Genomic DNA, 25,271 nt, shown 5'->3' on the forward strand with positions numbered 1-25,271 from the left:
AAAGTCCCCTTTTTGTGTCTGCCGTTTAACGACTGATTTCTTCCACGGTATCGGTCACCGCCAATTTCGGATGTGCACTGCGTTCATGCACATGGCTCGTCGGTGTACGGTCAATCAGCAGGCTCAGCAGTTCCGGGCGGCTGTAGTGACCGCGCGAATCCATCATGCGTTTGCGCTTGTCGATCAGACTCATGTCGAGGTCGACGATCACCTCGCCTTCGCCTTCAGTCAGCGATCCCTGCACCACACCATCCGGGCTGATGATTGCGGTGAAGCAACCACCGGAAATCGGGCCGATGGGGCAACCCGTGTCGGCCATGATTTGTGCCTGTTGCTCAGGGTTCAGCCAGGCCGTGGAGTTGACCACGAAGCAGGCCGCCTCCAATGCATGCTGGCGGATGCTGACTTCCATTTGTGAAGCAAACAACGGCCCCGCAAACGATCCTGGATACATCGCCGCATGGATCTGTTCGCCGTCGGCCATCAAGGCGTAACGGGCCAGCGGGTTGTAATGTTCCCAGCACGCCAGTTGGCCGATGCGCCCAACCGCACTGTCAGTGGCGCGCAGGCCTGAGCCGTCGCCCATGCCCCAGATCATGCGTTCGTGATAGGTCGGGGAAATCTTGCGGCGATGCTGAATCAGGGTGCCGTCGGCATCGAACAACAACTGCGTGTTGTACAGCGTGCCGCCATCGCGTTCATTGACGCCAATGGAAACCACCATGCCGACCTGTCTGGCGGCGGCGCCGATGGCCTCGGTGGCAGCCGAAGGGACAGTGACGGCCTGATCCAGCAGTTTGAGGTGTTCAGCCGCCATTTCGAAAGGCGACTGAACGAACGAGAAGTACGGGTAGTAAGGCACGATGGTTTCCGGGAACACGGCGAACTGCACGCCCTGCTCACCGAGTTCGAGAATCTTCTGCACCACTTTGTCGACGGTGCCTTCACGGCTGTAAAGAACGGGGCTGATTTGTACGGCGGCGGCTTTTACAAAGGTCATGACGGTGATCTCATTGAGGGAGTGGACTTCAACGAGATCAAAATTACGCCAATAATATTTAGACCGAAATGTCGAATACACCACCTTTTAGGACGTCCTGAGCATCACCCACGATTGGCTCGCTGAATGACCTGCGGTGGTTGGCCAAATGCACGGATAAACGCTCGACGCATCCGCTCCCGATCGCCAAAACCGGTATCGGTCGCCACCACGTCGATGGGGTGCCGACCGGTCTCCATCATCAGGCGCGCCGCTTCCACCCGCAGGTTTTCGATAGCCTTGGCCGGTGATTGCCCGGTTTCGGCATGGAATACGCGGCTGAACTGCCGAGGGCTGAGGTTGGCGGCGCTGGCCAGTTCCTCGACCGACAGCGCGGACTTCAGGTTCTGCTTGGCATAGGCCAACGCGGCCTGGATGCGATCGGTCTTGGGCTCCAGTTCGAGCATCACCGAAAACTGCGACTGCCCTCCCGCGCGCCGGTGGTACACCACCAATTGCCGGGCCACCCGCCGCGCCACTTCCGCGCCCAGATCCTTTTCCACCAGCGCCAGCGCCAGATCGACGCAAGCGCTCATGCCCGCGGCCGTCCAGATATTGCCGTCGTTGATGAAGATCCGGTCTTCCTCGACTTTCACCTTCGGGTACGCCTTCTGCAGCGCCGGTGCATGGCACCAGTGAGTGGTCGCGCGTCGGCCATCGAGCAAACCGGCCTCGGCCAGCGCAATTGCGCCGGTGCAGATCGAGCCCAGACGCCGGGTGGTCCGGCTGGCGTTGCGCAAGAACGCCACCATGCCCGGCGATACCGGACGGATCAGGTTGTCGCCCAGCACCAGCAGCGTGTCGAACGAGCGCTGGTCGAACGCCGTGGTTTCCACGCCAAACCCGGCGGAGGTCTGCACCGTACCGCCGCGCTCGGACAGCAAGGCAATGCTGTACGCCGGTTCGTCAGTGGCCATGTTGGCCAACTCGAACGTGGCGCACATGGCCAGGCCCAACACCTGAAACCCGGGGTAAACAATGAGTCCGATTGTGTGCATGGCGGCGGCTTCTTTTGACCTTAAAGGTGGCATGACGGATTTTACCGCCACTGACTTTGCACTGAACCCACTTATTGGGTCTATACATAACTGTAATCAGTTGGCCGAGAACAAGAGGCGCAGGCCATGGACAACAAGGGTTCTGGCACTAACCTGGCCTTCTGGCTGCCAGGCAGTGCGGTCATCCTGAGTCTGGTGGTATCGATGTTCGCCCTCAACCGCGAACCGTTCCTTGAGCCGCGGCCGATCGGTGCACAGTTCCAGGCGCAGTTGCCCATCGAAGCCCGGTTATGGCAAGACCCTTTCGACGCGGTCGAGCGTTATCGCAAGAAGCTCACGGACAGCAAGAACCCGGATGCCGAGCATGTTTGCAGCCCGGATCTTTCTCCCCTGTCCGGAGACAAACCGGCGCCCGACATCATGGTGGCGCTGGTCGAAGGCGGCCCTTACGCCGACGAAGTCGAACGGCGCCGTCGCATTCGTTATGCGCTGTTGGCCGGGTTCAAGAACTCCCACCGGGTGCCGGATCAGGAACAGTACATCCATTGCTTGAGACTCGCCGCCAACCTGTCGCTGGATACCCCGCAGAAAACCGGTTTCGTCGACGCCCCCTATGAAGTGTTCGTCTCCAACCCCTTCGATCCACCGACAGCACTTGAAGGCGCGCCACCGCCGCCTGACCGAACGATCGTGTTCTGGTTCAAACAGGACGCGCTCGGCTCAACGCCGCTGCAATCGCTCGAAACGTTACGCGAGACCCTGAAAAATAAAATGGCTGTGGCGTGCGCTCCGAAACCGTGTTCCGAGCCACCCAACACGGCGGTCCTGAAAGTCATCGGCCCTTCTACCTCAACCGTCCTGCGCGACATGTTCCAGGACCAGGACATCGGCCAGGCCACACCGAAGGTCGAAATCTACTCACCACTGGCCACGGCCGATAACGAGACGCTGGATCGCGGGTACCAGAAGCTGTCGCCGCCGCTGGCGATCAGGCAACCCATGAAGTTGCTGCGCACCGTCAGCGACGACGGCACCATGACGCAACTGATGCTGGAGGAGCTGAAGTTGCGCCGCGTGGACCCGGCCACGGGTGTGCGTTGCAGCGAAGGCAAACTGCGACGGATCGGCTCACCGTGCACCCGCGATCTGCGCCGCAGCGGCAATCGCATCGCCTTGATTTCCGAGTGGGACAGTTTCTACAGCCGCGCGCTGATCGAAAGCTTCAAGACACAGGTGGCCAGGGATGCCCACCTGGGCAGCGACGAAAAAAATCATCGGGATGTGGTCGATCAGTGGATTCTGCGCTTCAGCTATCTACGCGGCCTGGACGGACGCCTCCCGGAAGAGTCCGCGAGCAACGACAAAAGCGCCAGTACCGATCCCGGTAAAAACAAAGACCCCACCCAACTCGATCTCAGTCCACTGGAGAAATCCGACGGCAACTCGCAGCTCGACTACCTGCGGCGCCTCGCCGACCATATCGCCAATGAGGACGCGGCCTATCGACGCAACGGCGAAAGCGGCATCGGCGCGATTGGCGTACTGGGCGTCGATGCCTACGACAAGCTCCTGGTGCTGCAAGCGCTGAAGAGCCGGATGCCGTACAAACTGTACTTTTCCACCGACCTCGATGCCCGCATGTTGCAACGGGGTCAGGCGCAAACCACGCGCAACCTGATACTCGCCGCCCCCTACGGGCTCACGCTGACCCGCGCCCTGCAACAGGACGTGCCGCCGTTTCGCGACAGCCTGCAAAGCGCGGTGTTCATCTCGGTGCTGGCGGCACTGGCACCGCAATCCTTCGACGCCAAGCGCGCGAAGTTCGACTACTCCAAATCGGAGCTGCTCTCGCCGGGCATCTACGAAGTGGGGATCAGCGGCTTCATTCCCCTGGCGAGCCGGCTGACCGCGTCACGCCCGGCAAGCTGCGAAGCACCGACCCAATCGCAGTCCGAACGAGGCGTACGTCCGCATGACCTGATGGCGCTGCGCTGCCTCCAGGACCCCTCACCACCGCCCTACCCTGAACCCTCAAAATCCATCCGCGAGCGCTTCAAGCAAGCTCAATCCTTCTTCTGGGCCGGGCCACTGACGATCACGTTGCTGATACTCGCCGGGTTCATTGTCTGGTGGCGCATCGAGGGCCCGAAAGATGACCATGACGCACGGCTGGCCTGGGTTCGCGGCGTGCCAATAACGCTGTTCATGGTAGCGGCGGCCTGCGCATTCATCGCCACGCGGTTCTGGCACGCGGAGTTTCTCTGGTTCACGTTCGTGCTGATATTGCTCGGTATCATCTCGTCGAACCTGACCCGGCGCTCCGCGAGGCAACTGGCGATGGCCAAGGACTCGACAGCCAGCATGAGCACGGGTTTATACGACTCCCGGGCGTGGTACATCGTGGTCCCGCTCGTCATGTTCATCCTCGCGCTGATGCTGGCGTACCAGATGCGCAGCACACTGACGGACAACGGACTGGGTGAGCCGATGTTTCTGTTTGAAGGCATCAGTGCCTGGCCCACCGTGGCACTGCGATTGCTGGCCGTGCTGATCTCCCTCTCGGCGCTGGCATGGGGCTGGCGCAACCTGCGCATCAACCGGACCGAAATCGAAGCCGCGTACCATTTACACCTGCACATGCGCAAATACGAGATGACCTTGTGGGGCCAGGTTCGACGCTTGATTCGCCGGGGCAAAGGCTGGACATTGCGTCGCTGGTGCAACGAACTGGGGCACTGCCTGCTGAAGATTTTCTTCCCGCTACTGACCGCCAGCGAAGAATGGTCAAAGTCCTGCACACCGGCACAGGCCGCTTGCACGGATGGGCGCAAGATGATCTTCATTGCACGCTTCTGGGGTGAGCACTGCGTCTGCGGCTCCTTCGGCGCCCGAATGCTGCGGGCCATGCTCGCCACGTGGGTTTACGTCGTGGTCACCAGCGTGTTGTTTGTCATCTGGCCCATGGAAGGCATGCCCGTTCGCGGCGCATCGATGTGGTGGAAGATGAGTTGGCTGATCCCCTCCCTGACGTTCCAGGTACTGGTGTTCTGGGTGGTGGATGCCAACTTGCTGCTGACGCGATTCATCCGCCATCTCAGCGAACATCATGCGATCTGGCCTGGCACCTTGCAGATGGAGCACAAGAAAACCTTTGGCATGCTCCGGCACCCGTGCATCGACGAGTGGGTGGATTTGCAGCTGATCGCCAAGCGCACCTCGGCGGTTAACCGTCTGATCTATGCGCCGACCGTGGTCTTGTTGATCCTGTTGGCGTCGCGCAGCAGTCTGTTCGATAACTGGCCGACACCGCCCGGCCTGATCATTTCCTACCTGCTGACAGCGTTGGTACTGCTGGTTTCCGCGCTATCACTGCGGCGCGCAGCGGAAAAGGCCCGCACCGTTGCCTTGCAACGACTCGACGCCTATCTGCTGCAAACACCCGAAACGACGCCTTGCTACACCAAGTTCAAGATGATCCGCGAGCGGGCCGCGACGTTCAATACCGGGTCGTTCTCACGCTACGCGGAAGACCCGCTGATCAGGGCGCTGCTGCTGTCGCTGACCGGTATCGGCGGCTCGGCCATTGTCGATGCGCTGAACTATGCGAAGTTCTAGCAGCAACGGGTATTGCATTTTCCACTGCCGAAACGGGCCTCCTGACGCTCACGGAAAAACGCCGAATAGCTCATGACCGGCTCGCCGGGATGATTGAGCGCCATTTGCGCAACGTAGTTGTCGTAATCGGGCACGCCGACCATTAAACGCGCGCTCTGACTGAGGAACTTCGCGACATGCTGCAGTTTGCTGTACATGGCAATTCTCTCTCTATGTGTGTGTGGGGCTGGCCCATGAAAGCGCACCGATGTATCTGCAATGTGTCAGCACCGGGGCGCTTTGTATCTTCAAGTATCCAACGCCGGGATGCTCAGTACAGGCTTGTTCTCACGCTGCGCTGAAAGCACAAGGGTCAATACTCGGCGACCTGTGGCAACCCATCGGTGATCTCAAACCACGGCGCCTTGCTCGCCACAAACACATGACGCGTTGCGGCCACGCCGGGATCGCTGTCCAGCGTACCCAATGGAAAACCCAGCACCTGCGGATTGGCATCGAATGTGGTGTAGAGACTCGATCCGCAAACCGAGCAAAAGCCTTTTCTTTCGCCGGGTGACGACTCATAAAACGTGATCAGTTGCGCCCCGCTCAGCGTGACCCAATCCTTCGCCATGACTTTTGCCCGCGTGCGAAATGCCGAGGCGTGGAGTTTGCGGCACATCGAGCAATGGCAGTTGAGGACATCAGTCAGTTCACCGTGGATCTGGTAGGTGATTTGACCGCAGAGGCAGCTTCCGTGGTGTGTCATTGGGTTTCTCCCTGGGTGTGTCGGATGGGGGCTTCAGCCTGGGAGGAATTGTGCAGAAGGTTTGAGTTTGAAGCGCACGGGCTCAGGAGACATTAAGCGGTAGGTTTCAGCCAATGTTGAGCCATCAAGGGACACAGCCATCGTCAATGAGTAGCTATGCTTGATGTGTTGCCAGCCCCTGGTAGCCACATCGTGAAAGGAGGCGTTTGAGATGCAACTCATCACGTTGAAAATCGACAAGCCGGAAGCAACGAACTTCATTTTGGGTCAGACCCACTTCATCAAGTCCGTCGAGGACATCCACGAAGCGTTGGTCAATGCCGTGCCAGGTATCCGCTTTGGCGTGGCCTTTTGCGAAGCCTCCGGTAAATGCCTGGTGCGTTGGTCTGGCACCGACACCGCCATGATCGAACTGGCCCAGAAGAATGCGCAAGCCATCGCCGCAGGCCATAGCTTCATCATTTTCCTCGACGATGGCTTCTATCCCGTAAACGTGTTGAACGCCGTCAAAATGGTCCCGGAGGTGTGCCGCATTTTTTGTGCAACGGCCAATCCGACTGAGGTGATTCTCGCCGAGACGGACCAAGGGCGAGCGATTCTGGGCGTCGTGGATGGCTACTGTGCCCGTGGCATTGAAGGTGAAGAGGACATCCTGTGGCGCAAGAACCTGTTGCGGCAGATCGGCTACAAACTTTGAGCACCTTCCGTTATAACCGGGCGCTGAACATCACACCGTTCAGCGCCTCACACCTTACGCCTGAGAGGCTTTTTGGCGGGCTGGCAGCACGGAACCCAGCGCTGAATGAGCAGAGATAACCTCCGCTTGAGCCGTCGCGGGCGCCTCCCCTTCGACCTCACCATTCAACGCCTTGTGCATTTTCACGGTGTCCAGCGCCCCGACCCATTTGGCAATGGCCATTGTCCCGACGCCATTGCCGATGGTGTTGGTGATCGCACGCGCTTCCGACATGAACCGGTCGACGCCCAACAGCAGCACCATGCCCGCCACCGGAATGGTGCCAAGGGACGATAACGTCGCGGCCAGAATGATGAATCCCGAACCGGTGACACCGGCAGAGCCCTTGGAGGTAAACATCAGCACGGCCAGGACGATCAACTGATCCGTCAGGGTCAGCGGTGTGTTCGTGGCCTGCGCGATGAAGATCGCGGCGATGGTGTAGTAGATCGCCTGCCCGTCCGGGTTGAAGGTCAGGCCCGAGGGAATGATCATGCCGGCGACAGGTTTGGAAACACCGGCCTTTTCCATCTTGGAAATCATCTGCGGCAGCACCGACTCCGAAGAGCTGGTGCCGAGGACTGTGAACAGTTCTTCCTTGATGAATTTCAGAAACTTCCACAGGCTGAATCCGCTGTAGCGGCAGATCGGGCCCAGCACAAAAATCACGAACACAGCACAGGTCAGGTAGACACAGGCCATCAGCTTGCCGAGTGAGAACAGCGAGCCAAAGCCGTATTTGCCGATGGTGAAGGCAATCGCCCCGAAGGCGCCGATGGGTGCCAGGCGCATCACCATGTTGACGATGCGAAACATGCCCTGCATCAGGCTGTCCAGCGTGTCGACGAAGACCTTGGCACGAGGTCCGACATGCGCGAGTGCAATGCCCAGCAGAATGGAGAACAGCAATATTTGCAGCACGTTGCCCTTGGCGAAGGCATCCACGATGGTGTCGGGGATGATGTTCATCACAAAGTCCATGAACGACGCATGCTTCACGGCGCTGGTGTAGGTGGCCAGGCTGGACGTATCCAGCGTGGCGACATCGATGTTCATGCCGGCGCCGGGTTTGAACACGTCGACCACCACCAGGCCGACGACCAGCGCCAGGGTGGACACCACTTCGAAATAGATCAGCGCACGAAAGCCGACGCGACCCAGTTCTTTCATGTTCTCCATGCGTGCAATGCCCGTGACCACCGTCAGGAAGATCACCGGGGCGAGGAGCATTTTGATCAGTTTGATGAACGCGTCGCCCAAGGGTTTGAGCGCTGTTCCGGTTTCGGGCACGAACACCCCGACGATAGCGCCGAGGATCACCGCGATGAGTACTTGTACGTAGAGTTTGCCGAATATTCTTTTCATGACGGGGCCCTGATTTTTTATTGTTGTCAGGAAATGCCAAGGGCTCTGATCGGTGATCAGCCCCTTGGCGTTGTGCCGCAGCTTGAATCAGCGTTTGATCAACTCGATGACCGCATCCGTGATCTGACGGGTGGTGGCCGTGCCGCCCAGATCCGGGGTATGCAGACCGCTCTCGGTCACCGCCTCGATGGCCGACATCAGGTGCTTCGCCGCGGCCGCTTCGCCCAGGTGTTCCAGCATCATCGCTGCCGTCCAGAACGTCGCGATCGGGTTGGCGACACCTTTGCCGGTGATGTCGAAGGCCGAGCCGTGGATCGGTTCGAACATCGAGGGGAATTTGCGCGAGGGGTTCAGGTTGGCGGTCGGCGCGATGCCCAGGCTGCCGGACAGCGCGGCGGCGAGATCGGACAGGATGTCGGCGTGCAGGTTGGTGGCGACGATCACGTCCAGCGTCGACGGTTTGAGCACCATGCGCGTGGTCACCGCGTCGACCAGTTCCTTGTCGATCCTGACGTCCGGAAAGTCCTTGGCGACTTCATAGAAGATCTCGTCCCACAGCACCATGCCATGGCGCTGGGCGTTGGATTTGGTGACCATGGTCAGGTGCTTGCGAGGACGGCTTTGCGCCAGTTCAAAGGCGAAACGGTGAATGCGCTCGACCCCGGCACGGGTGAACACCGACACTTCGGTGGCGACTTCTTCGGGCAGGCCCCGGTGGACACGACCGCCGTTGCCGGAGTACTCGCCCTCGGAGTTTTCACGCACCACGACCCAGTCGATCTGATCGCCATTGAGCAGCGGGCTTTTCACCCCTGGCAGTACGCGAGCCGGGCGCACGTTGGCGTATTGGTCGAAGCCCTGGCAGATCGGCAGACGCAGGCCCCATAGAGAAATGTGATCCGGTACGTTGAGCGCACCGACAGCGCCGAAGAAAATGGCGTCGAAGGTTTTCAGCTCTTCCAGGCCACCTTCCGGGATGTAGTAGCCGTTTTTCAGGTAGTTGTCCGAGTTCCAGTCGAAGTGTTTGAAATCCAGTTCGAAGCCGGATTTCGTCGACAAGGCTTGCAGCACCTCAACGCCCGCGGCGATCACTTCTACACCGATACCATCACCTGGAACTGCAGCAATTTTGTATGCGCTCATCATCAACTCCACTCTCGTCACGTTCTTGTTGTGCCTGTCGAACGGGGGTGTTCAATCAGGGTGTGAGCGGAGTATATGTAGTGAACAAATGAGCGTGAGTTACTCCAAATAACTACATAGATGAATTTGAGTTACCAATGAGCCAAACCCTGGATTTGTCTTTTTTCTACCTGCTGGCCAACAAAGGCAGCCTGGCGGCGACGGCTCGCGAGCTGGGCGTCACACCGCCGGCGGTGAGCAAACGCCTGACCGCGCTGGAAGCACGACTGGGCATACGCCTGGTCAACCGCACCACGCGCTCGATGAGCCTGACCTCGGAAGGTGAACTGTATTTTTCCCACGCCGCACGCATCCTGACGCAGATCGACGAGGTCGAGCAGCTGATCAGCAGCAGTCGGGCGACGCCTAAAGGCCTGATTCGCGTCAACGCTTCGCTGGGATTCGGTCGGCGCTATATCGGCCCGGCCCTGGGCGCGTTCTTCGCGCAGTACCCAGAGGTGGAAATACAGCTGGAAATCAGCGACCACCCGCTCGACCTGACGACTCACGGGTTTGACCTGGGTATTCGTTTTGGCACGCTGCCGGACGCCGCCTTCCATGCCCGAAAAATCGCCTCCAATCGCCGTCTGTTATGCGCCTCGCCGCTGTACCTGGAAAAGCATGGCGTGCCCCAACGCCTGGCGGATTTACAGCAACACAACTGCATCTTCCTGCGGCAAAACGAAACGCCCTACGGCGTGTGGAGTTTCACCAATGGCGGGCGCACGCAAAACATCAAGGTGCGCGGCGCGTTAGGCTGCAACGACGGTGAAGTGGCCCTGAACTGGGCGCTGGAAGGTTATGGCATTCTGCTGCGGGCTGAATGGGACATCGCCCGTTACGTGCGCAGTGGCCGCCTGCGCCTGGTGCTGGAGGATCAGACTCCCACCCGCGCTGATGTCTACGCGGTTTACCCGCAACAGTTGCACCTGTCGGCGCGGGTACGCAGCCTGATCGATTTTTTGGTCGAGCGCTTCAAGCACATCGATCACCTGGAGGAACCGGAATCTACGCGGGAAAACAAACGCCCGACAATGCCGGACGCCTGTTCTTAAGGTCTGTACTCAGAAACGATAGTTGGTGCTCAGTTCCAGCGTCCGAGGGGCGCCGGGCGTGATCAGATCCACCGAACCATGCGCCGAAGCATAATAGTCCTTGTCGAAGACATTGCGCAGACGCAGGGCCATGTCCCATTTCGGCTGGTTGTACAGCAGTGCGGCGTCCACTGTTGTGTAAGCCGGCATGACCACATTGTTATCCAGCGCGGTATAGCGATCATCGACATAGTTGGCCCCCATGCCCACACGCCAGGTTTGCGTCAGCGAACGCACCAACCACAGGTTGGCGCTGTGGCGCGGCGTCAAGGTGGGTACCTGGCCTTCGTTGGCGACACCGTTGGTACGGCTGTTGGACTTGGTGATCTCGGCATCCAGATAGGCGTAACCGGCATAGACCTGCCATTTGTCACTCAACCGCCCGCTGGCGGTCAGCTCAAGGCCATCGGTGCGCTGCTCACCCGCAAGCACCAGTTTGGTTGGATTCGCCGGATCGCTGGTTTTCATATTGGTGCGTTCCAGGCGGAACAGCGCCGCCGTCAACGCCAGGCGATTGTCGAGCAGGTCCCACTTGCCGCCGATCTCGAAGTTGGTGGTCTCCTCTGGCTCCAGGTCCTGGTTAGTCGTACTCAGGGCGAACATCTCGGCGGAGGGTTGGTAGGAACGGCTCACCGACACGTAATAGGACTGCACTTGATCAGGCTGGTAAACCAGGCCGACTCGCGGGCTCCAGGTAGTATCGGTGCGGGACAGATTGCTGTGCGTCAAGTCATCGGCGTATTCCTGGTCGAACACGTCATAACGCACACCCAGCAAAGCCTTCCACTGCGGCGCCAGTTCGATCAGGTCCTGTATGTAGAAGCCGGCGGTGTCCTGGGTATTGGTACCCTTGGCGGTTTGCCGGTTGGCCTGGAATGGCACGTCGACCAAGGCATCGCGGTACACCGGCACCCTTGCCACATTGGATTGGCTGAATACGGACTGGTCCTTCACCTGGCGCCCCAGTTCCACACCATAGAGCAGGTTATGGTTCATCCCGGCGAGTACGGCGCGCTGCTTGAGTTCGGTCTGGTTGAACCACCCGTCCTCCTTACGTTGCACGTTGCCGCGGTTGAGTTTTACCAGCAGTTCACCATTGGGAGCAGTGACGAAACGTGTCGGGCTGGAGTCAGCGAGGGTATTGTTGCGATCCAGGTCGTAGTGGTAGTAACGACTGGTATTGCTCAGACTGAAATCGTCGTTGATCCGGTAGTTGACACCAGCCGTGAACGAGAACACTTCGCTGCGGGTGTAGTCATCATCCGGGTCGGCGGCACCGAAGCGCTTGTCGCGGTCCACATCGACCGGACGGGCGCCTCGTGCCGGGATGCCGAAGTCAATCAGGCGCTTGTCATACAGATAGGTAGCCCCCAGGTCCAGCTCCAGATCATCCGAGAGCTTGAAGTAGGCCGAAGGCGCGATGGCCTTGCGGTCGATGTAGCCGTCATCCCGGAAGGTGTCGCTGTTCTCCAGAGCACCGGTCACCCGGAATGCCTTGTCGTTTTGCTGCTGATCGGCCCAACCGGCATCGAACTGGGTGCGCTTTTTGCCCTCACTGTCCACGGTGACACCCACTTCCTGCTTGGGGGTGAAGTTGGGCTTTTTACTGATGCTATTGATCAGGCCACCGGATGAACCGCGGCCATAGAGTACCGCGGCCGGCCCCTTGATCACTTCCACCCGCTCGACGTTGGACAGATCCCGGAAGTACAGCGCATCGTCGCGAATGCCGTCGATGTACATGTCACCAATGGCACTGAAACCACGGATGGTGACCTGGTCGCGCTGACCGTCACCATTGGACAGGCCGATACCGGGGACATTCTTCAGCACGTCTTCCATCGACTGAGCCCCCTGATCCTTGATGACGCTCTGGGGAATCACGTTGACGGTTTGCGGGATATCACGTAGCGGCGCATCGATTTTCAGTGCGCTCCTGCTCTCGATTGGCATGTAGCTCTGCTCGCTGTACTCACTGTTCACAGTGGTCGCAGGCAGGGTTAGAGCAGACGCCGTTTCTGCCTGTAAATCAGGTACAACCAGAACGCCCAGCAACGACAGAGAGGCTGGATAAATGCGCGATCGAGTCACCATGGACACCTTCTTTATGAATTATCGCGCAGATGGTAACGATTATCTTTTGTAAGTAAATACAAATCATTCCGATACACATTATTGGCACTACCCGGAACGGATTGAACGACTGCAACGGGTCGTTTTCAGCCGGTCGCGACACGCCAGCGTTCTGAATTCGGCACACACGCCCGTGCGCTGGCCCGAGCCGCGCTCGAGGCGTCATCGCAGACTATTCTTGATCTGGGTAATTGTGTTCGCGTGAACATTTTTACCCGCTTGCGCAGCAGAAATCGGGAAGGAGTCTAATATTGAATTGCCATAGATCGGTCCATCCCCTATCTGCGTAATGAGGTGACGGATCATTGGCATGCAGGCGGCTTTGGAGCCAATACCGGACCGGTGATGGCTAAATAGATTTCAACTTGGAGGGAACCATGAGCAATCTCATCGCCAGCGGCGAGCCACCTGAAGCCGTCCGCCTCATGGTCAAGGTTTACGCTTACTTGCTGCTCGCAGGGTTTGCGTTTGTTCCGGCCTATCTGATTGGCTACTTATACGTCTTTCAAGACCCCACTCTTATTTTCGAAAACCACCTGTTCCATATCATTGCGATCACGGCAGCCACCTTGGCGGGCCTGTTTGTGACTTACGTCACGTGGCGCTGCTATCAGTCATCGGGAGATCCGCTGCTGCGATGGATGACGCTTGGTTTTCTCGGTTTTGTACTGATCTACGCGCTGCATGGTGCGTTCACCGGGCAAGCACACCACAACATCTGGCTCTTCCTGCTTTATGGACCGGCCTCTCGACTGGTCATGTCGATTCTGCTGTTAGTCGGAATGCTGTCGTACCACCGCCCACCTGATGCCGCGGACCAACGAATGAAGGCCCGCCCGTGGTTGACCTGGATAGGACTGTTCCTGCTGGTTGATGTGGCAGTGGCGTACGTCGCGAATTCACCGATCGCCGGCAATCTCGCGGTGCGCCTCTCGATGGAAGGTGGTGCCCTCGTTCTATCCACATTGACCGTGGCAATACTCCTGCTGCGCCGTATTCGTTCGCCGCTGATGATGATTTTTGTCGTCTCGGTCACCGCGTTCGCGCTGTCATCGCTTGCCTTCATCCTTGCACGTCCGTGGAACCACATGTGGTGGCTCGCTCATGCGATTTTCGCCGGTGGATTCTTCATGTTGAGCTATGGGGTCGTGCAAGCGTTCCTCACCACTCGGTCGTTTTCGAAGATCTACAGCCAAGAGGAGCTGATGGTGCGTCTTGCCGAAGCGATGGCGTATGCCGAGAGCGCCCTGCAGGAACTCCAGCGCACCAATCAAGAACTCGGGCACCTTGCGGCCACCGACCCACTGACTGGCGCTGATAATCGGCGTCGGTTCATGGAGCGGCTCGAAGTCGAAATGGGCCGGACCAAGCGCGGCGGTGAGCCGTTCTCCGTGTTGGCACTCGATCTGGATAATTTCAAGTCCATCAACGATCGCTTCGGGCATCAGGTTGGCGACGACATCCTGAAAGATTTCGTGGAGAAATGCCTCGATTCGATCCGGCCGTATGATGGCGTAGCCCGAGTGGGCGGGGAAGAATTCATGATTCTGCTACCTCAGACTTCACTTGAAGGCGCGCACGTAATCGCCGAGCGTCTGCGAAGCACCGTTGCAAATAATTCTTTTCATGGCCTGCAGCGGTTAACCGTGGTCACAGTGAGCATCGGCGTATCGCAATCCGGCCGCGACGGCGACACCATCGAGGCCATTCTGCGTACAGCCGATCAACGCCTGTATCACGCTAAACACGAAGGCCGTAACCGTGTGGTCACGACCATCAAAACCAGCCTCCAATCGCTGTGAAAGCGTCGGCACCGATACTCAGCTTTGCCCATCGCAACAGGCAGCTAACCGAGCAACCTGGGATTGCCATCATTAATGGTTAGTTGATCGACTCACTATCCAATTCAAGGAATGGAGAAGCAGATTCATGAAAAACCCACACCCTCGAGCCGTTGGCTGTGCGATGTTATTGCTCGCCTCTTTTACATCCACCCTCACCCACGCAACGGACATCACTCCCGCCGAAACGAAAGCCATCGCCGAGGAAGGCTATGTTTACGGTCTGCCCATCGTGATGAACTACGCGATCATGTACGACTACGCGGTGGACAAGAACTCCAGCCAGTTCAAGGCGCCGTTCAACAAGATCCATAGCCTGCATCATGTCGCTACCTACCAGGACACGGCCATCATCTCGCCGAACAGCGACACGCCATATTCCATGATGTTCATGGACCTGCGTAACGAGCCGGTCGTGCTCTCGGTACCAGCGGTAGAGAAACCGCGCTACTACTCGGTGCAGCTCATCGACGGCAATACTTACAACTTCGGTTACATCGGCAACCGTACCACCGGCAATGAAGCCGGCGATTACATGGTGGTCGGCCCCAACTGGAAAGGCGCGACTCCGCCGGGCATCAAGAAGGTATTTCATTCCCGCACGCAACTGCCCTTCGCGATTTATCGAACCCAGCTGTTCAATCCAACTGATATGTCGAACGTCGAAAAGATCCAATCCGGCTACAAGGCACAACCGCTTTCCGCCTATCTCAAGCAACCCGCGCCACCTGCCGCGCCGCCGATTGATTTCCCGAAGATCGACAAGGACCTGGTGAAGACCGACTTCTTCAAGTACCTGGGCTTTGCCTTGCAGTTCGATCCCGCCGCACCGAATGAAGTGGCGATCCGCGAGAAACTTGCCCGAATCGGCGTAGGGAAAGACTTTAACTTCCAGGCTCTTTCGGCCGAGCAGAAGTCCGCCATCGTTCAGGGTATGCAGGCCGGGCATGCGAAGGTCGAGGATGGGATCAAGAATCTAGGCACGAAGATCAACGGCTGGAATATTGCCGGTGCCGGTGGCAACGCTGCCTTTTATAACGGCGACTGGCTGAAGCGCGCTGCCGTCGCGCAAGCGGGCATCTACGCCAACGATGCCGATGAGGCCACGTATCCGATAACCAGTACCTTACCCAATGGCGAGCGACTCGACGGCAGCAAGCACACCTACACCATCACCTTTCCCGCCGGACAACTCCCGCCAGTCAATGCCTTCTGGTCGGTGACGATGTACGACGGCAAGTCGCAACTGCTGATCAAGAATCCGATCAATCGCTACCTAATCAACGCGCCGATGCTACCTGACATGAAGAAGAACGCCGACGGCTCGCTGACGCTATACATCCAGAAGGATTCACCCGGCGCAGACAAGGAAAGCAACTGGCTGCCCGCACCGAATGATCTGATCTACATGGTGATGCGCCTGTATTGGCCAAGGACGGAAACACCGTCCATCCTGCCTCCTGGCAAAGGGACGTGGAGCCCACCGCAGATCGTCAAAGTTACATGACCCGCTAACTACCGTATCCAGCGGACGGCCCTGGCGAGCCGCCGCTGGCCGGGGCATCAGATTGTTACAGCCGATCAAGGAATGGCTGAGCTTCTGGCGGCAACCGATGGCGATACCTGCCGGGATATCTCAACACGCGCCCTCAAAAAATCCCGCCCCAGCCGCTGAGGTGCTCTTTGCGAGTCATTTAATAGCGAATCCATTCACTGATCCGCAGACCCCGTAACGGCGAAAATGTTGCAGGGCACTTGATACAGAACATGCTCCGTCGTACTGCCCACCCATTTGCCCAGTCCTTTGCGATGCGCATTTCCCATGACGATCACATCGGCCCGGTGATGCGCTGCAAAGTCGGCCAGCGCTTTGCCTGGCGGCCCTTCAACGAAGTGTTGTCGCTCAGTGGGCACACCATAGTGGTCAGCCAATGCGATAAATGTCTTTTGCAGTGACTTGCGCACTTCGCTGTTGAAACCTGGCATCGTCACTGCACCAGCGCCTGCGTCGGATATATGTGTCCGTGATAGATCGTAGGCATGCAGCAGATGCAGTTCCGCGCTGCATTGCATGGACAAGCCGTTCGCCGCCTGGATGATGCGGTCGTTGATGCCCGTGATCTGAGTCTCAGGTTGTGACGGATCGACTGCCGCCACTACCACCCGCGGAAGTGGACACCTGACTTCGCTGACCAGATGCACCGCCACCGGACATTCGCGCAACAGGTGCCAATCCAGAGGCGTAATGAAAACGCGTTTGAGCGCTGACTCGTGTTGCACGTCCTTGATAACCAGATCCGGCTGCATTTCTGCGACATGCCGAAGTATTTCTTGCAGCGCGGTTCGCGTAACAAGCACTTCGGTACTCACCATGACCCCGCGCGCGCGTATTAGATCGGTCTCATCCTTCAACCATTTTTCGTTCTCTTGCTGACAGGCCTCACGAAAACGTGCACCCGCGCTCTTCAAACCCAAGAGGTTGGAGTCTTCGATAAACACCGTGATGTGCAGCGCTGCGCCAGTGGCTTCGGCAATGGCGACAGCTCGCTCCAACGCCGGGGTATGACGCATGCCTGGACCGGCTATCAGAAAGAGTCGTTGATATTGGCTCATGTAACACCTCCAAACGTTCCGGGATATCTAGCTCCCCCAGCGCTCTCGCCTGTCACACCACCGACGATTTACTATCGCCTCAACTATCTGGATCGACACTATCAATATACGCCTGGATTCCCGAGTTTGAAGCCATAGGCTTTGAGGATGGCGAAGACCTCGCTCATGCGAACGTCCCTACTTCGCCGACCCACCACGCGGCTTGTAAAAAAGAAACATCGAGGTCTCGGTGGTCTTGATGTATTTCCTGGCCCAAGCGGGTTTTACATTCCGGTCGTGGAAATACATCGCGCCGTGGGTTCGGTCGTTCAGTTGCTTGTTGAGCGCCTTGCGCGCAATTTCCTTTGCAATCGCGTATTGGGTTTCTTCCTGGACCTGATCCGAGCGTCCGTCACACCACCACGAAAACTGGCAATTTTTGGTTTCAGAGCCCTGCTTGACCACGGCGCATACCGTGTCCGGAAAGCCCTCATGGCCCAGGCGGTTCATAACGACGCTGGCGACGGCTTCCATGTCGGCGGACGATTTGCCTTTGGCTTCCCAATAGATGGAGCGGGCCATACAGGTGATTGCATCGTCCAGCGGTGACGCTCCGGCGGGATCGACTGCCTGAACTTCGGAGGTGGTGATGGCTTCGGACTTGGGCACCGGTACATCGGCGCCCTTCTCCGCAGCTTTATGCTCAAGGACCTCGGCCTTGTCCTCAGCTACTTCCTTTTTTTGTTCCTGCTCAGACGCGATGGCGTGGCCGGCGAGAAGGGTTATTGCCAAGCAGGTGGCTATCCAGACAACTCGCATGATCGACCCTTCTGACGGAACCGCAAGCACGCCACACTGGCGACTTTGCTTGATTGTAGTTGCCAGAATTCATTCCAACTGACGGACAAAAAAACTGTCTTGGGGCGTGAAAAGTCATTGCGCTCGCGGGGGTGAAATCGCGCATCATGGGCGCAGTCAGCTCAAGGGGATTTCCATGCGCTTCAAATCATCTGCTATGCGTCTTGCCACGGTGTCACTGGGGATGTTGTTCGCCATGAATGCGTTGGCGGCCGACGAGAAACAACTGATTGATTCGATCAACCTCTACCGCAGTCAGGTGCAGCGCTGCGCGGGTCAGGTATCGCAGGAACTGCCACCGCTGGCCGGCGACCCGCGGCTGGCGCTGAACGCCAACAGCGTCGGCAATCTGCAGCAGGCAATGGCCAGCGCGGGTTATCCGATGAAGAATGTGCAGGCGATCAGCCTGTCCGGGCCGCGCGATGCGCCGTCGGCGATGAAAGCCATTCAGGAAAGCTTTTGCCAGATCGTGCTGGACCCGCAATTCGTCGATGTCGGCGTCAGCCACCAGGACCGCGAGTGGCGCATCGTGCTGGCGCGTCCACTGTTGAGCGGTCGCCTGGGCGACTGGCAGGCGGAAGGCCAGAAGCTGCTGGCCGAGCTCAACATCGTACGCAGCCAGCCGCGCCAGTGCGGCACGCAATCCTTTGCCGCCACCACGCCACTGGCCTGGAACGCCCCGCTGGCGACGGCGGCCGAAGAGCACGCCCGGTCAATGGCCAACAACAATTACTTCGATCACAAGGACCGCGATGGCCGCATGCCGGGTGACCGGGCTGAATTGGCCGGTTACAGCGGCGGGCAGGTCGGCGAGAACATCGCTGCCGGCCAAGACACCGTGCGCAAGGTGGTCGAAGGCTGGGTGTCCAGCGCCGGTCACTGCGCGAACCTGATGAACCCACAGTACCGGGAGTTGGGCGCGGCCTATGCGGTTGATCCGAAAAGTGATCCTGGGATTTACTGGACGGCGATGTTCGGGGCGCAGTAAGTTCGGGACGCCCGATAGAAAAAACCCGGAGCCCTGTCATGGGGCTCCGGGTTTCTTTTTGCAGCGATCGTCAGTGGGTACTCATCCCGGCCGCATGCATCAACAATCGCAATGCCCCCGCCACGACACCCAACGCCAGCACACTGCCCAGCCAGATCAACACAAGCCACCCGAGGCGCCGGTGCCAGCGCGCGGGTTCAGGCTGACGCGATTTAATGGTAGCCATCACCGATCCTCACTTTGCCGCGGAACACGTAGTAGCTCCAGCAGGTGTACATCAGGATGATCGGGAGAATGAACAAGGCCCCGATCAAGAGGACGCACAATGATTCTGATCAGTTTCTTCGCGCGCTATCGCGAGCAGCTGAACCTTGGCGGTGAAAAGCTGCCATTGACCGCCACCCTCAAAAGCATCGACGACGTCCGCCAACTGCTGATCGCGCGCGGCGGTGTCTGGGCAGAGGTGCTGGGTGAAAGCAACCTGATGTGCGCCCTGAATCAGGAGCTGTGCCACCCGGATCAGGCGATCGAGGACTTTGACGAGATCGCCTTTTTTCCGCCGGTAACCGGGGGCTGAAGCATGATGGTCACGCCTCCACCTGCACCACCTCGATCCCCAGTTTTTGATAGTCCTCGACATTGCCCGACGCCACATGACGCTCGGTGATCAGGGTATGAATGCGCTGACACGGCGCAACAACGAACGGCTCCACCGCCCCCAGTTTGTCGGCGGTGGTTACGGCAACGACATGGGAGGCGCTGGCGAGCATCGCCTGTTTGACCGGCACCTCGTCGAAATGCAGGGAGCTGATACCGACTTCCGGGTGAATCGCGCAGACGCCGGTGAACAGCAGATCAGCCTTGATGCCCTCGATCAGCCGCAAGGTTTCATGTCCGCTGGCTGACATGGTCGCGGGGTTGAGTTGTCCGCCGGCCAGAATCACCGTGATGCCTTTGTATTCGGCCAAGGTGATCGCGATCATCGGCGAGGCGGTGACGGCCGTAATGGCAATGTCCAAAGGTAGAGAACGGGCGATTTGCAGCGTCGTGCTCCCCGAATCGAAAATCACAATCTGGCCGTTGTGCACCTGGCGTGCGGCGAGTTGTGCCAGGTGTGTTTTCACCTCATCGGTTTCGCTGACGCGGGTGAAATAATCCTTGCCGGTGTCCTTGGGCCGCGGCAGCGCCCCGCCATGCACCCGCTGCACCAGCCCGGCGGTCGCCAGCTCCGCCAAGTCACGGCGAATAGTATCTTCGGACACCACGAAATGCTGGCTAAGCTCACTGGCCATGACCTTGCCGTCACGTTCGAGAATCAACAGGATTTTTTGCCGGCGCAGATGAGGGAGTTCGGCGGCGGAGTGTGAATCGTGCATGTTTTTGCCCGCTTTTGCGTGTAATTGCGTGTTTGTGCGAGACTAGCCAAAGCGCGGGATAAACACAAACCACCCGGACATCAATTCATTCGATGATTCAAATCATGAAGTCGAATTTTTTATTTGTTTGTGACCTATTCAAGATGGCGCCATCACACATGTTTTGGATGAAAACTTCATGAATCTAAATTTTGCCTTTGCGTGCTTGATCGTGGTCTCGTTCGCGATTGCGTTGGGTCACGCCTGATCAGCAGAAACCAAGGGCCATTCGCTCCCTTCTCCATCCAGAGTCAACTCATGGCCCGCCATGAGCGGTCTATCGCTGCGTTGATGGCGAAAACGCGGCGAGTTGCGCGGTCTTTCATGAAGGCGCCAACGAAGGGGTTGCCGAAACAGAGGTGGTCGAGCGCCTGTCGGTAATCCTTGGGAAAAGCCGGTAGAAAAGCCGTAACCCTTCCCAACATGGTCTATAACCAGTGTCGACATGATTTGGATCAGGGAGCCTTGAAGGCTCCCTCGCTAAATTGATCTCTTGAAAAAAGCCGACAAGTGACTGTCCGCTAGGAGATTCCTCGCATGAAAACCCTGAAAATTGCCGCCAGTGATTCCGCGTTCGATTGTTTCCAGACCTCCCGGGAAGTGATTCCGCTCAATCAAACCGACTACACCGATGTCGCGGTTGCGGTGTTCTCTGTGGAGGATGTGATGGGGGGCGCTTTGGATGTCCTGCAACGTACCGGTTTCGATATCCCCATTTTTCTCGTCGCCTCCCCCGGTTCCGGCAACCGCGCCCGGGACGTCTACAAGCACCTGCAAGATGTTCTGCTTCAGGTGAATGGCATTTTTGACCCCTCGCGCAACAACGCCGAATACCATGGCAACCAATTGGAGACCGCGGCAAAAGCCTATGAAGAAAGTCTCCTGCCGCCGTTCTTCGACGCGCTCAAGCACTACACCGAATCAGCCAACGCGACGTTCGCCTGCCCGGGTCACCAGGGCGGCCAGTTTTTCCGCAAACACCCGGCTGGCCGGCAGTTCTTCGACTTCTTCGGCGAGACCCTGTTTCGCGCCGACATGTGCAACGCCGACGTCAAACTTGGCGATTTGCTGATCCACGAAGGCCCGGCACTTCTGGCGCAAAAGCACGCGGCGCAGGTGTTCAACGCCGACAAGACCTACTTCGTACTCAATGGCACATCGGCCTCCAACAAGGTGGTCACCAACGCGTTGCTCACGCCTGGCGACCTGGTGCTGTTTGACCGCAACAACCACAAATCCAATCACCAAGGTGCGTTGATCCAGGCGGGGGCGACCCCGGTTTACCTGGAAACCGCGCGCAACCCCTATGGTTTCATCGGCGGGATTGACGCCCATTGTTTCGAAGAAGATTACCTGCGCGCACTCATCAGTGAAGTTGCGCCGGACAAGGCCGAGCTGCCACGGCCGTTTCGCCTGGCGATCATTCAGCTGGGCACCTATGACGGCACCATCTACAACGCCAGACAAGTCGTCGATCGCATCGGCAAACTGTGCGACTACATCCTGTTTGACTCGGCGTGGGTGGGCTACGAACAGTTCATCCCTATGATGAAGGATTGCTCGCCGCTGCTGCTGGATCTGCACGAGAACGACCCCGGGATCTTTGTCACCCAATCGGTGCACAAACAGCAGGCGGGGTTTTCCCAGGCGTCGCAAATCCACAAGAAAGATCGCCATATCAAGGGCCAGGCCCGTTATTGCAACCATGCGCAGCTGAACAACGCCTTCATGGCCCAAGCGTCTACCAGCCCGTTTTACCCGCTGTTCGCCTCACTGGATGTGAACGCGCGCATCCATTCCGGCCGCAGTGGCCTGCGCCTGTGGGAAGACTGTGTGAAGTTCGGCATCGACGCGCGCAAGTTGATTCTGGAAGCGTGCACCCTGGTTCGCCCCTTCGTGCCGGACACCATTGACGGTCGCCCCTGGCAGGACCATCCGACTGAGGACATCGCCAACGACATCCGGTTTTTCGAATTCCATCCGAAGGATCGCTGGCATGCCTTCGGTGGTTACGCCGACAAGCAATACTTCATCGACCCCTGCAAGTTACTGTTCACAACACCCGGTATCGACCCGATCGATGGCAGTTACACCGACTTCGGCATCCATGCCGGCATCCTCGCCAACTTCCTGCGCGAGAATGGCATCGTTCCGGAAAAGTGCGACCTGAACTCGATTCTGTTCCTGCTCACCCCTGCCGAAGACTGGGCGAAGATGACTCATCTCGCCTCGCAGATCGCGCGCTTTGAACGCTTCATCAGTGATGACGCGCCAATGAGCCGGGTGTTGCCGGCCATCTATGCAAAGCATCAGGAGCGCTATCGCAACTACACCATTCGCCAACTCTGCCAGGAGATGCACGACCTCTACCGCACCCACAACGTCCAGCAATTGCAGAAGGCAATGTTCCGCAAGGAACACTTCCCGAAAAAGGCGATGAACCCGCAAGCAGCACAGTTCGAATTCATCCGTGGCAACGTCGAACTGGTGGCGCTGGCGGACGCTGAAGGTCGCATCGCTGCCGAAGGTGCTCTTCCCTATCCACCCGGCGTGCTCTGCGTGGTGCCCGGGGAAATATGGGGCGGTGCGGTGCTTAAATACTTCCTGGCGCTGGAGGAAGGTATCAACTCACTGCCCGGCTTCACGCCGGAACTACAGGGCGTGTACTTGAAACAGGAGGGTGATCGCATTCGAGCCTATGGGTACGTGATCAAGACGTGAGTCTTCACACCTCCAGCGGTGTGTCAGCCCGGGGTCGAGCGTGATGGCGAGTGGATATCTGCGCGAAGCCGATTATGCTTCATGAAACCTTGCAGCGATGCGAGGCCGTCAGCCTGTGTGCATGCTTCGCGCAATCCGTAATCCGACGACATCAGTCCCAGGGCCTGGGTACGGCAAAAAAAGTAACGAGGTACTCCGGCCTATAACAAGAACGACGGAGAAGACTCATGGCCACAATCGACAACACTTCCGCGGGCAGCGTGCCCCACCACGGGCTCACCAAGGAGGAGCGCAAGGTCATTTTCGCCTCGTCCCTGGGCACCGTGTTCGAGTGGTACGACTTCTATCTTTACGGCTCTCTCGCCGCAATTATTGCGAAGCACTTCTTCGCCGGCGTAAATGAAACAACGTCCTTCATCTTCGCGCTGCTCGCGTTCGCCGCGGGCTTCGCGGTACGCCCCTTCGGCGCCATCGTGTTCGGCCGACTGGGCGACATGATCGGACGCAAACACACCTTTCTCATCACCATTGTGATCATGGGTATCTCCACCGCCGTGGTGGGCTTTTTACCCGGCTACGCGACCATCGGCGTGGCGGCACCGATCATCCTGATCAGCCTGCGCCTGCTGCAAGGCCTGGCCCTGGGCGGTGAGTACGGCGGCGCGGCGACCTACGTCGCCGAGCATGCACCGAAAGGCAAGCGCGGCTACTTCACTTCGTGGATTCAAACCACTGCAACCCTTGGGCTGTTCCTCTCGCTGCTGGTGATCCTCGCCTGCCGCACGATCCTCGGCACCGAAGCCTTCGAGGCCTGGGGCTGGCGGATTCCGTTCCTGCTGTCGATCCTGCTGCTGATCATCTCGGTGTACATCCGCCTGCAACTCAGCGAGTCGCCGGTGTTCCTGAAAATGAAGGCTGAAGGCAAGTCCTCCAAGGCACCGCTGACCGAATCCTTCGCCCGCTGGGACAACCTAAAAATCGTGATCATGGCCCTGCTCGGCGGCACTGCCGGCCAGGCCGTCGTCTGGTACACCGGGCAGTTCTACGCGCTGTTCTTCCTGCTGCAGACGCTGAAGATCGAAGCGCAGACCGCCAACTTGCTGATTGCCGGCTCTCTGCTGATCGGCACGCCGTTCTTCGTCATATTCGGCAGCCTGTCCGACCGCATCGGCCGCAAGGGGATCATCATGGCCGGCTGCATCCTGGCGGCAGTGACCTACTTCCCGATCTTCAATGCGTTGACCCAATACGGTAACCCCGACGTGTTCGTCGCGCAGGAGAAGAACCCGGTCACGGTGGTCGCCGATCCCGACCAGTGCTCGTTCCAGTTCGACCCTGTGGGCAAGGCCAAATTCACCAGCTCCTGCGACCTGGCCAAGACAGTGTTGGCAAAGCGGGCCATACCCTATGAAAACGTGAAGGCCGAACCGGGCACCGTCGCGCAGGTCCGCATCGGCGACAAGGTGATCCAGAGCTTCGAGGGCACCGGCATGCCGGGCGCCGACTTCAAGGTCAAAAACGACGCCTTCGCTGCCACCCTCGGCACTGCGCTCAAGGACGCCGGCTACCCCGAGAAGGCCGACCCGGCCAAGACCAACTACCCGATGGTGCTGCTGCTCCTGACCATCCTGGTGATCTACGTGACCATGGTCTACGGCCCGATCGCCGCCTGGCTGGTGGAACTGTTCCCGGCGCGCATCCGCTACACCTCGATGTCACTGCCCTACCACATCGGCAACGGATGGTTCGGCGGCTTTCTGCCCACGGTGGCGTTCGCGATGGTGGCGGCCACGGGTGATATCTACTACGGACTGTGGTACCCGATTGTCATCGCGGTGATGACGGCCATTCTTGGCACGTTCTTCCTGCCGGAAACCAAGGATCGGGAAATTCATCACACCTAAGGTTGGTACCTGCCCTCTCCTGCCAGGGAGAGGGCAATCCAG

General features: G+C 58.6%; 20 protein-coding genes and 1 pseudogene. 9 read left to right on the forward strand and 12 right to left on the reverse strand.

All coding sequences use genetic code 11. The features are described 5' to 3' along the window. Positions 1-25: 25 nt before the first annotated feature. On the reverse strand, positions 26-1,000 hold the full coding sequence (locus tag CKW16_RS26985) for a nitrilase-related carbon-nitrogen hydrolase (protein ID WP_095132151.1): 975 nt from the start codon (positions 998-1,000) through the stop codon (positions 26-28). A gap of 104 nt (positions 1,001-1,104) precedes the next feature. Next, positions 1,105-2,037, reverse strand: coding sequence for a GlxA family transcriptional regulator (locus tag CKW16_RS26990; protein WP_095132153.1), 933 nt, complete (start codon positions 2,035-2,037; stop codon positions 1,105-1,107). A gap of 126 nt (positions 2,038-2,163) precedes the next feature. On the opposite strand from CKW16_RS26990, the gene CKW16_RS26995 reads away from it, so the two are divergent. Next, positions 2,164-5,652 carry a hypothetical protein gene (locus CKW16_RS26995; protein ID WP_095132155.1) on the forward strand — a complete coding sequence of 1,163 codons (3,489 nt, stop codon included), beginning with the start codon at positions 2,164-2,166 and terminating at the stop codon, positions 5,650-5,652. Here CKW16_RS26995 and CKW16_RS27000 read toward each other — a convergent pair. Together CKW16_RS27000 and CKW16_RS27005 are read right to left on the reverse strand one after the other, a co-directional pair. Continuing rightward, positions 5,649-5,849 (reverse strand): YbdD/YjiX family protein, encoded by a 201-nt coding sequence (locus tag CKW16_RS27000; RefSeq protein WP_095132157.1) that lies wholly within the window; start codon positions 5,847-5,849, stop codon positions 5,649-5,651. The two genes, CKW16_RS26995 and CKW16_RS27000, sit on opposite strands and share 4 nt — an antisense overlap. Before the next feature lie 155 nt (positions 5,850-6,004). Next, positions 6,005-6,400, reverse strand: coding sequence for a GFA family protein (locus tag CKW16_RS27005; protein ID WP_095132159.1), 396 nt, complete (start codon positions 6,398-6,400; stop codon positions 6,005-6,007). Positions 6,401-6,611: 211 nt separating this feature from the next. Between CKW16_RS27005 and CKW16_RS27010 the strand changes: the two genes are divergently transcribed. Further along, positions 6,612-7,097 carry an adenosine-specific kinase gene (locus tag CKW16_RS27010; RefSeq protein ID WP_095132161.1) on the forward strand — a complete coding sequence of 162 codons (486 nt, stop codon included), beginning with the start codon at positions 6,612-6,614 and terminating at the stop codon, positions 7,095-7,097. Positions 7,098-7,151: 54 nt separating this feature from the next. On the opposite strand, the gene CKW16_RS27015 is transcribed toward CKW16_RS27010, so the two are convergent. Together CKW16_RS27015 and CKW16_RS27020 are read right to left on the reverse strand one after the other, a co-directional pair. Next, entirely contained in the window at positions 7,152-8,501 is a 1,350-nt protein-coding gene (locus CKW16_RS27015; protein WP_095132163.1) for a dicarboxylate/amino acid:cation symporter, read from the reverse strand. 87 nt (positions 8,502-8,588) lie between these two features. Continuing rightward, the gene (locus CKW16_RS27020) at positions 8,589-9,644 is read right to left on the reverse strand and encodes a tartrate dehydrogenase (RefSeq protein WP_095132165.1); all 1,056 of its coding nucleotides are present in this window, start codon (positions 9,642-9,644) and stop codon (positions 8,589-8,591) included. Between the two features lie 137 nt (positions 9,645-9,781). On the opposite strand from CKW16_RS27020, the gene CKW16_RS27025 reads away from it, so the two are divergent. Next, the gene (locus CKW16_RS27025; protein WP_095132167.1) at positions 9,782-10,738 is read left to right on the forward strand and encodes a LysR family transcriptional regulator; all 957 of its coding nucleotides are present in this window, start codon (positions 9,782-9,784) and stop codon (positions 10,736-10,738) included. 9 nt (positions 10,739-10,747) lie between these two features. Here CKW16_RS27025 and CKW16_RS27030 read toward each other — a convergent pair whose 3' ends face one another. Beyond that, positions 10,748-12,871, reverse strand: coding sequence for a TonB-dependent siderophore receptor (locus CKW16_RS27030; RefSeq protein WP_095132169.1), 2,124 nt, complete (start codon positions 12,869-12,871; stop codon positions 10,748-10,750). A gap of 416 nt (positions 12,872-13,287) precedes the next feature. Between CKW16_RS27030 and CKW16_RS27035 the strand changes: the two genes are divergently transcribed. Both CKW16_RS27035 and CKW16_RS27040 read left to right on the forward strand, forming a co-directional pair. Further along, entirely contained in the window at positions 13,288-14,712 is a 1,425-nt protein-coding gene (locus CKW16_RS27035) for a GGDEF domain-containing protein (RefSeq protein WP_095132172.1), read from the forward strand. Positions 14,713-14,839: 127 nt separating this feature from the next. Continuing rightward, on the forward strand, positions 14,840-16,258 hold the full coding sequence (locus CKW16_RS27040) for a DUF1254 domain-containing protein (RefSeq protein ID WP_095132174.1): 1,419 nt from the start codon (positions 14,840-14,842) through the stop codon (positions 16,256-16,258). A gap of 203 nt (positions 16,259-16,461) precedes the next feature. Here CKW16_RS27040 and CKW16_RS27045 read toward each other — a convergent pair whose 3' ends face one another. Together CKW16_RS27045 and CKW16_RS27050 are read right to left on the reverse strand one after the other, a co-directional pair. After that, complete coding sequence (locus CKW16_RS27045; protein WP_095132176.1) at positions 16,462-17,364, reverse strand: universal stress protein; 903 nt, start codon at positions 17,362-17,364, stop codon at positions 16,462-16,464. Between the two features lie 177 nt (positions 17,365-17,541). Next, the gene (locus CKW16_RS27050; protein WP_095132178.1) at positions 17,542-18,162 is read right to left on the reverse strand and encodes a cell wall hydrolase; all 621 of its coding nucleotides are present in this window, start codon (positions 18,160-18,162) and stop codon (positions 17,542-17,544) included. 175 nt (positions 18,163-18,337) lie between these two features. Here CKW16_RS27050 and CKW16_RS27055 point away from each other — a divergent pair, with 175 nt between their 5' ends. Beyond that, the gene (locus CKW16_RS27055) at positions 18,338-19,189 is read left to right on the forward strand and encodes a CAP domain-containing protein (RefSeq protein WP_095132180.1); all 852 of its coding nucleotides are present in this window, start codon (positions 18,338-18,340) and stop codon (positions 19,187-19,189) included. Positions 19,190-19,259: 70 nt separating this feature from the next. Here the strand turns inward: CKW16_RS27055 and CKW16_RS27060 are convergent, their stop codons facing one another. After that, positions 19,260-19,415: a DUF2474 domain-containing protein gene (locus tag CKW16_RS27060; protein WP_095132182.1), complete on the reverse strand. Its 156-nt coding sequence runs from the start codon at positions 19,413-19,415 to the stop codon at positions 19,260-19,262. Further along, positions 19,402-19,506 (reverse strand): annotated as a pseudogene (locus CKW16_RS32355) (ubiquinol oxidase subunit II); the annotation flags it as partial. The pseudogene CKW16_RS32355 and the gene CKW16_RS27060, both read right to left, overlap by 14 nt. 8 nt (positions 19,507-19,514) lie before the next feature. Between CKW16_RS32355 and CKW16_RS27065 the strand changes: the two are divergent. After that, positions 19,515-19,766, forward strand: coding sequence for a MoaD/ThiS family protein (locus CKW16_RS27065; RefSeq protein ID WP_095132183.1), 252 nt, complete (start codon positions 19,515-19,517; stop codon positions 19,764-19,766). 10 nt (positions 19,767-19,776) lie between these two features. Here CKW16_RS27065 and CKW16_RS27070 read toward each other — a convergent pair whose 3' ends face one another. Beyond that, positions 19,777-20,565 (reverse strand): DeoR/GlpR family DNA-binding transcription regulator, encoded by a 789-nt coding sequence (locus CKW16_RS27070; protein ID WP_095132185.1) that lies wholly within the window; start codon positions 20,563-20,565, stop codon positions 19,777-19,779. 576 nt (positions 20,566-21,141) lie between these two features. Between CKW16_RS27070 and speF the strand changes: the two genes are divergently transcribed. Continuing rightward, positions 21,142-23,325: an ornithine decarboxylase SpeF gene (speF, locus tag CKW16_RS27080; RefSeq protein ID WP_095132187.1), complete on the forward strand. Its 2,184-nt coding sequence runs from the start codon at positions 21,142-21,144 to the stop codon at positions 23,323-23,325. A 227-nt stretch (positions 23,326-23,552) separates the two neighbouring features. Beyond that, the gene (locus CKW16_RS27085; RefSeq protein WP_095132189.1) at positions 23,553-25,229 is read left to right on the forward strand and encodes an MFS transporter; all 1,677 of its coding nucleotides are present in this window, start codon (positions 23,553-23,555) and stop codon (positions 25,227-25,229) included. Positions 25,230-25,271 lie beyond the last annotated feature (42 nt).

It is taken from the genome of Pseudomonas sp. Irchel s3h14 (assembly GCF_900187425.1).
In the GTDB taxonomy this organism is placed as follows: Bacteria; Pseudomonadota; Gammaproteobacteria; order Pseudomonadales; family Pseudomonadaceae; genus Aquipseudomonas.

Coding starts and splice junctions, on each gene's coding strand:
- CKW16_RS27040 (WP_095132174.1), top strand. CDS start 14,840: ATGAAAAACCCACACCCTCGAGCCGTTGGCTGTGCGATGTTATTGCTC.
- CKW16_RS27000 (WP_095132157.1), bottom strand. CDS start 5,849: ATGTACAGCAAACTGCAGCATGTCGCGAAGTTCCTCAGTCAGAGCGCG.
- CKW16_RS27005 (WP_095132159.1), bottom strand. CDS start 6,400: ATGACACACCACGGAAGCTGCCTCTGCGGTCAAATCACCTACCAGATC.
- speF (WP_095132187.1), top strand. CDS start 21,142: ATGAAAACCCTGAAAATTGCCGCCAGTGATTCCGCGTTCGATTGTTTC.
- CKW16_RS26985 (WP_095132151.1), bottom strand. CDS start 1,000: ATGACCTTTGTAAAAGCCGCCGCCGTACAAATCAGCCCCGTTCTTTAC.
- CKW16_RS27010 (WP_095132161.1), top strand. CDS start 6,612: ATGCAACTCATCACGTTGAAAATCGACAAGCCGGAAGCAACGAACTTC.
- CKW16_RS27035 (WP_095132172.1), top strand. CDS start 13,288: ATGAGCAATCTCATCGCCAGCGGCGAGCCACCTGAAGCCGTCCGCCTC.
- CKW16_RS27025 (WP_095132167.1), top strand. CDS start 9,782: ATGAGCCAAACCCTGGATTTGTCTTTTTTCTACCTGCTGGCCAACAAA.
- CKW16_RS27030 (WP_095132169.1), bottom strand. CDS start 12,871: ATGGTGACTCGATCGCGCATTTATCCAGCCTCTCTGTCGTTGCTGGGC.
- CKW16_RS27045 (WP_095132176.1), bottom strand. CDS start 17,364: ATGAGCCAATATCAACGACTCTTTCTGATAGCCGGTCCAGGCATGCGT.
- CKW16_RS27020 (WP_095132165.1), bottom strand. CDS start 9,644: ATGAGCGCATACAAAATTGCTGCAGTTCCAGGTGATGGTATCGGTGTA.
- CKW16_RS27070 (WP_095132185.1), bottom strand. CDS start 20,565: ATGCACGATTCACACTCCGCCGCCGAACTCCCTCATCTGCGCCGGCAA.
- CKW16_RS27060 (WP_095132182.1), bottom strand. CDS start 19,415: ATGGCTACCATTAAATCGCGTCAGCCTGAACCCGCGCGCTGGCACCGG.
- CKW16_RS27065 (WP_095132183.1), top strand. CDS start 19,515: ATGATTCTGATCAGTTTCTTCGCGCGCTATCGCGAGCAGCTGAACCTT.
- CKW16_RS26995 (WP_095132155.1), top strand. CDS start 2,164: ATGGACAACAAGGGTTCTGGCACTAACCTGGCCTTCTGGCTGCCAGGC.
- CKW16_RS27050 (WP_095132178.1), bottom strand. CDS start 18,162: ATGCGAGTTGTCTGGATAGCCACCTGCTTGGCAATAACCCTTCTCGCC.
- CKW16_RS27085 (WP_095132189.1), top strand. CDS start 23,553: ATGGCCACAATCGACAACACTTCCGCGGGCAGCGTGCCCCACCACGGG.
- CKW16_RS27055 (WP_095132180.1), top strand. CDS start 18,338: ATGCGCTTCAAATCATCTGCTATGCGTCTTGCCACGGTGTCACTGGGG.
- CKW16_RS27015 (WP_095132163.1), bottom strand. CDS start 8,501: ATGAAAAGAATATTCGGCAAACTCTACGTACAAGTACTCATCGCGGTG.
- CKW16_RS26990 (WP_095132153.1), bottom strand. CDS start 2,037: ATGCACACAATCGGACTCATTGTTTACCCCGGGTTTCAGGTGTTGGGC.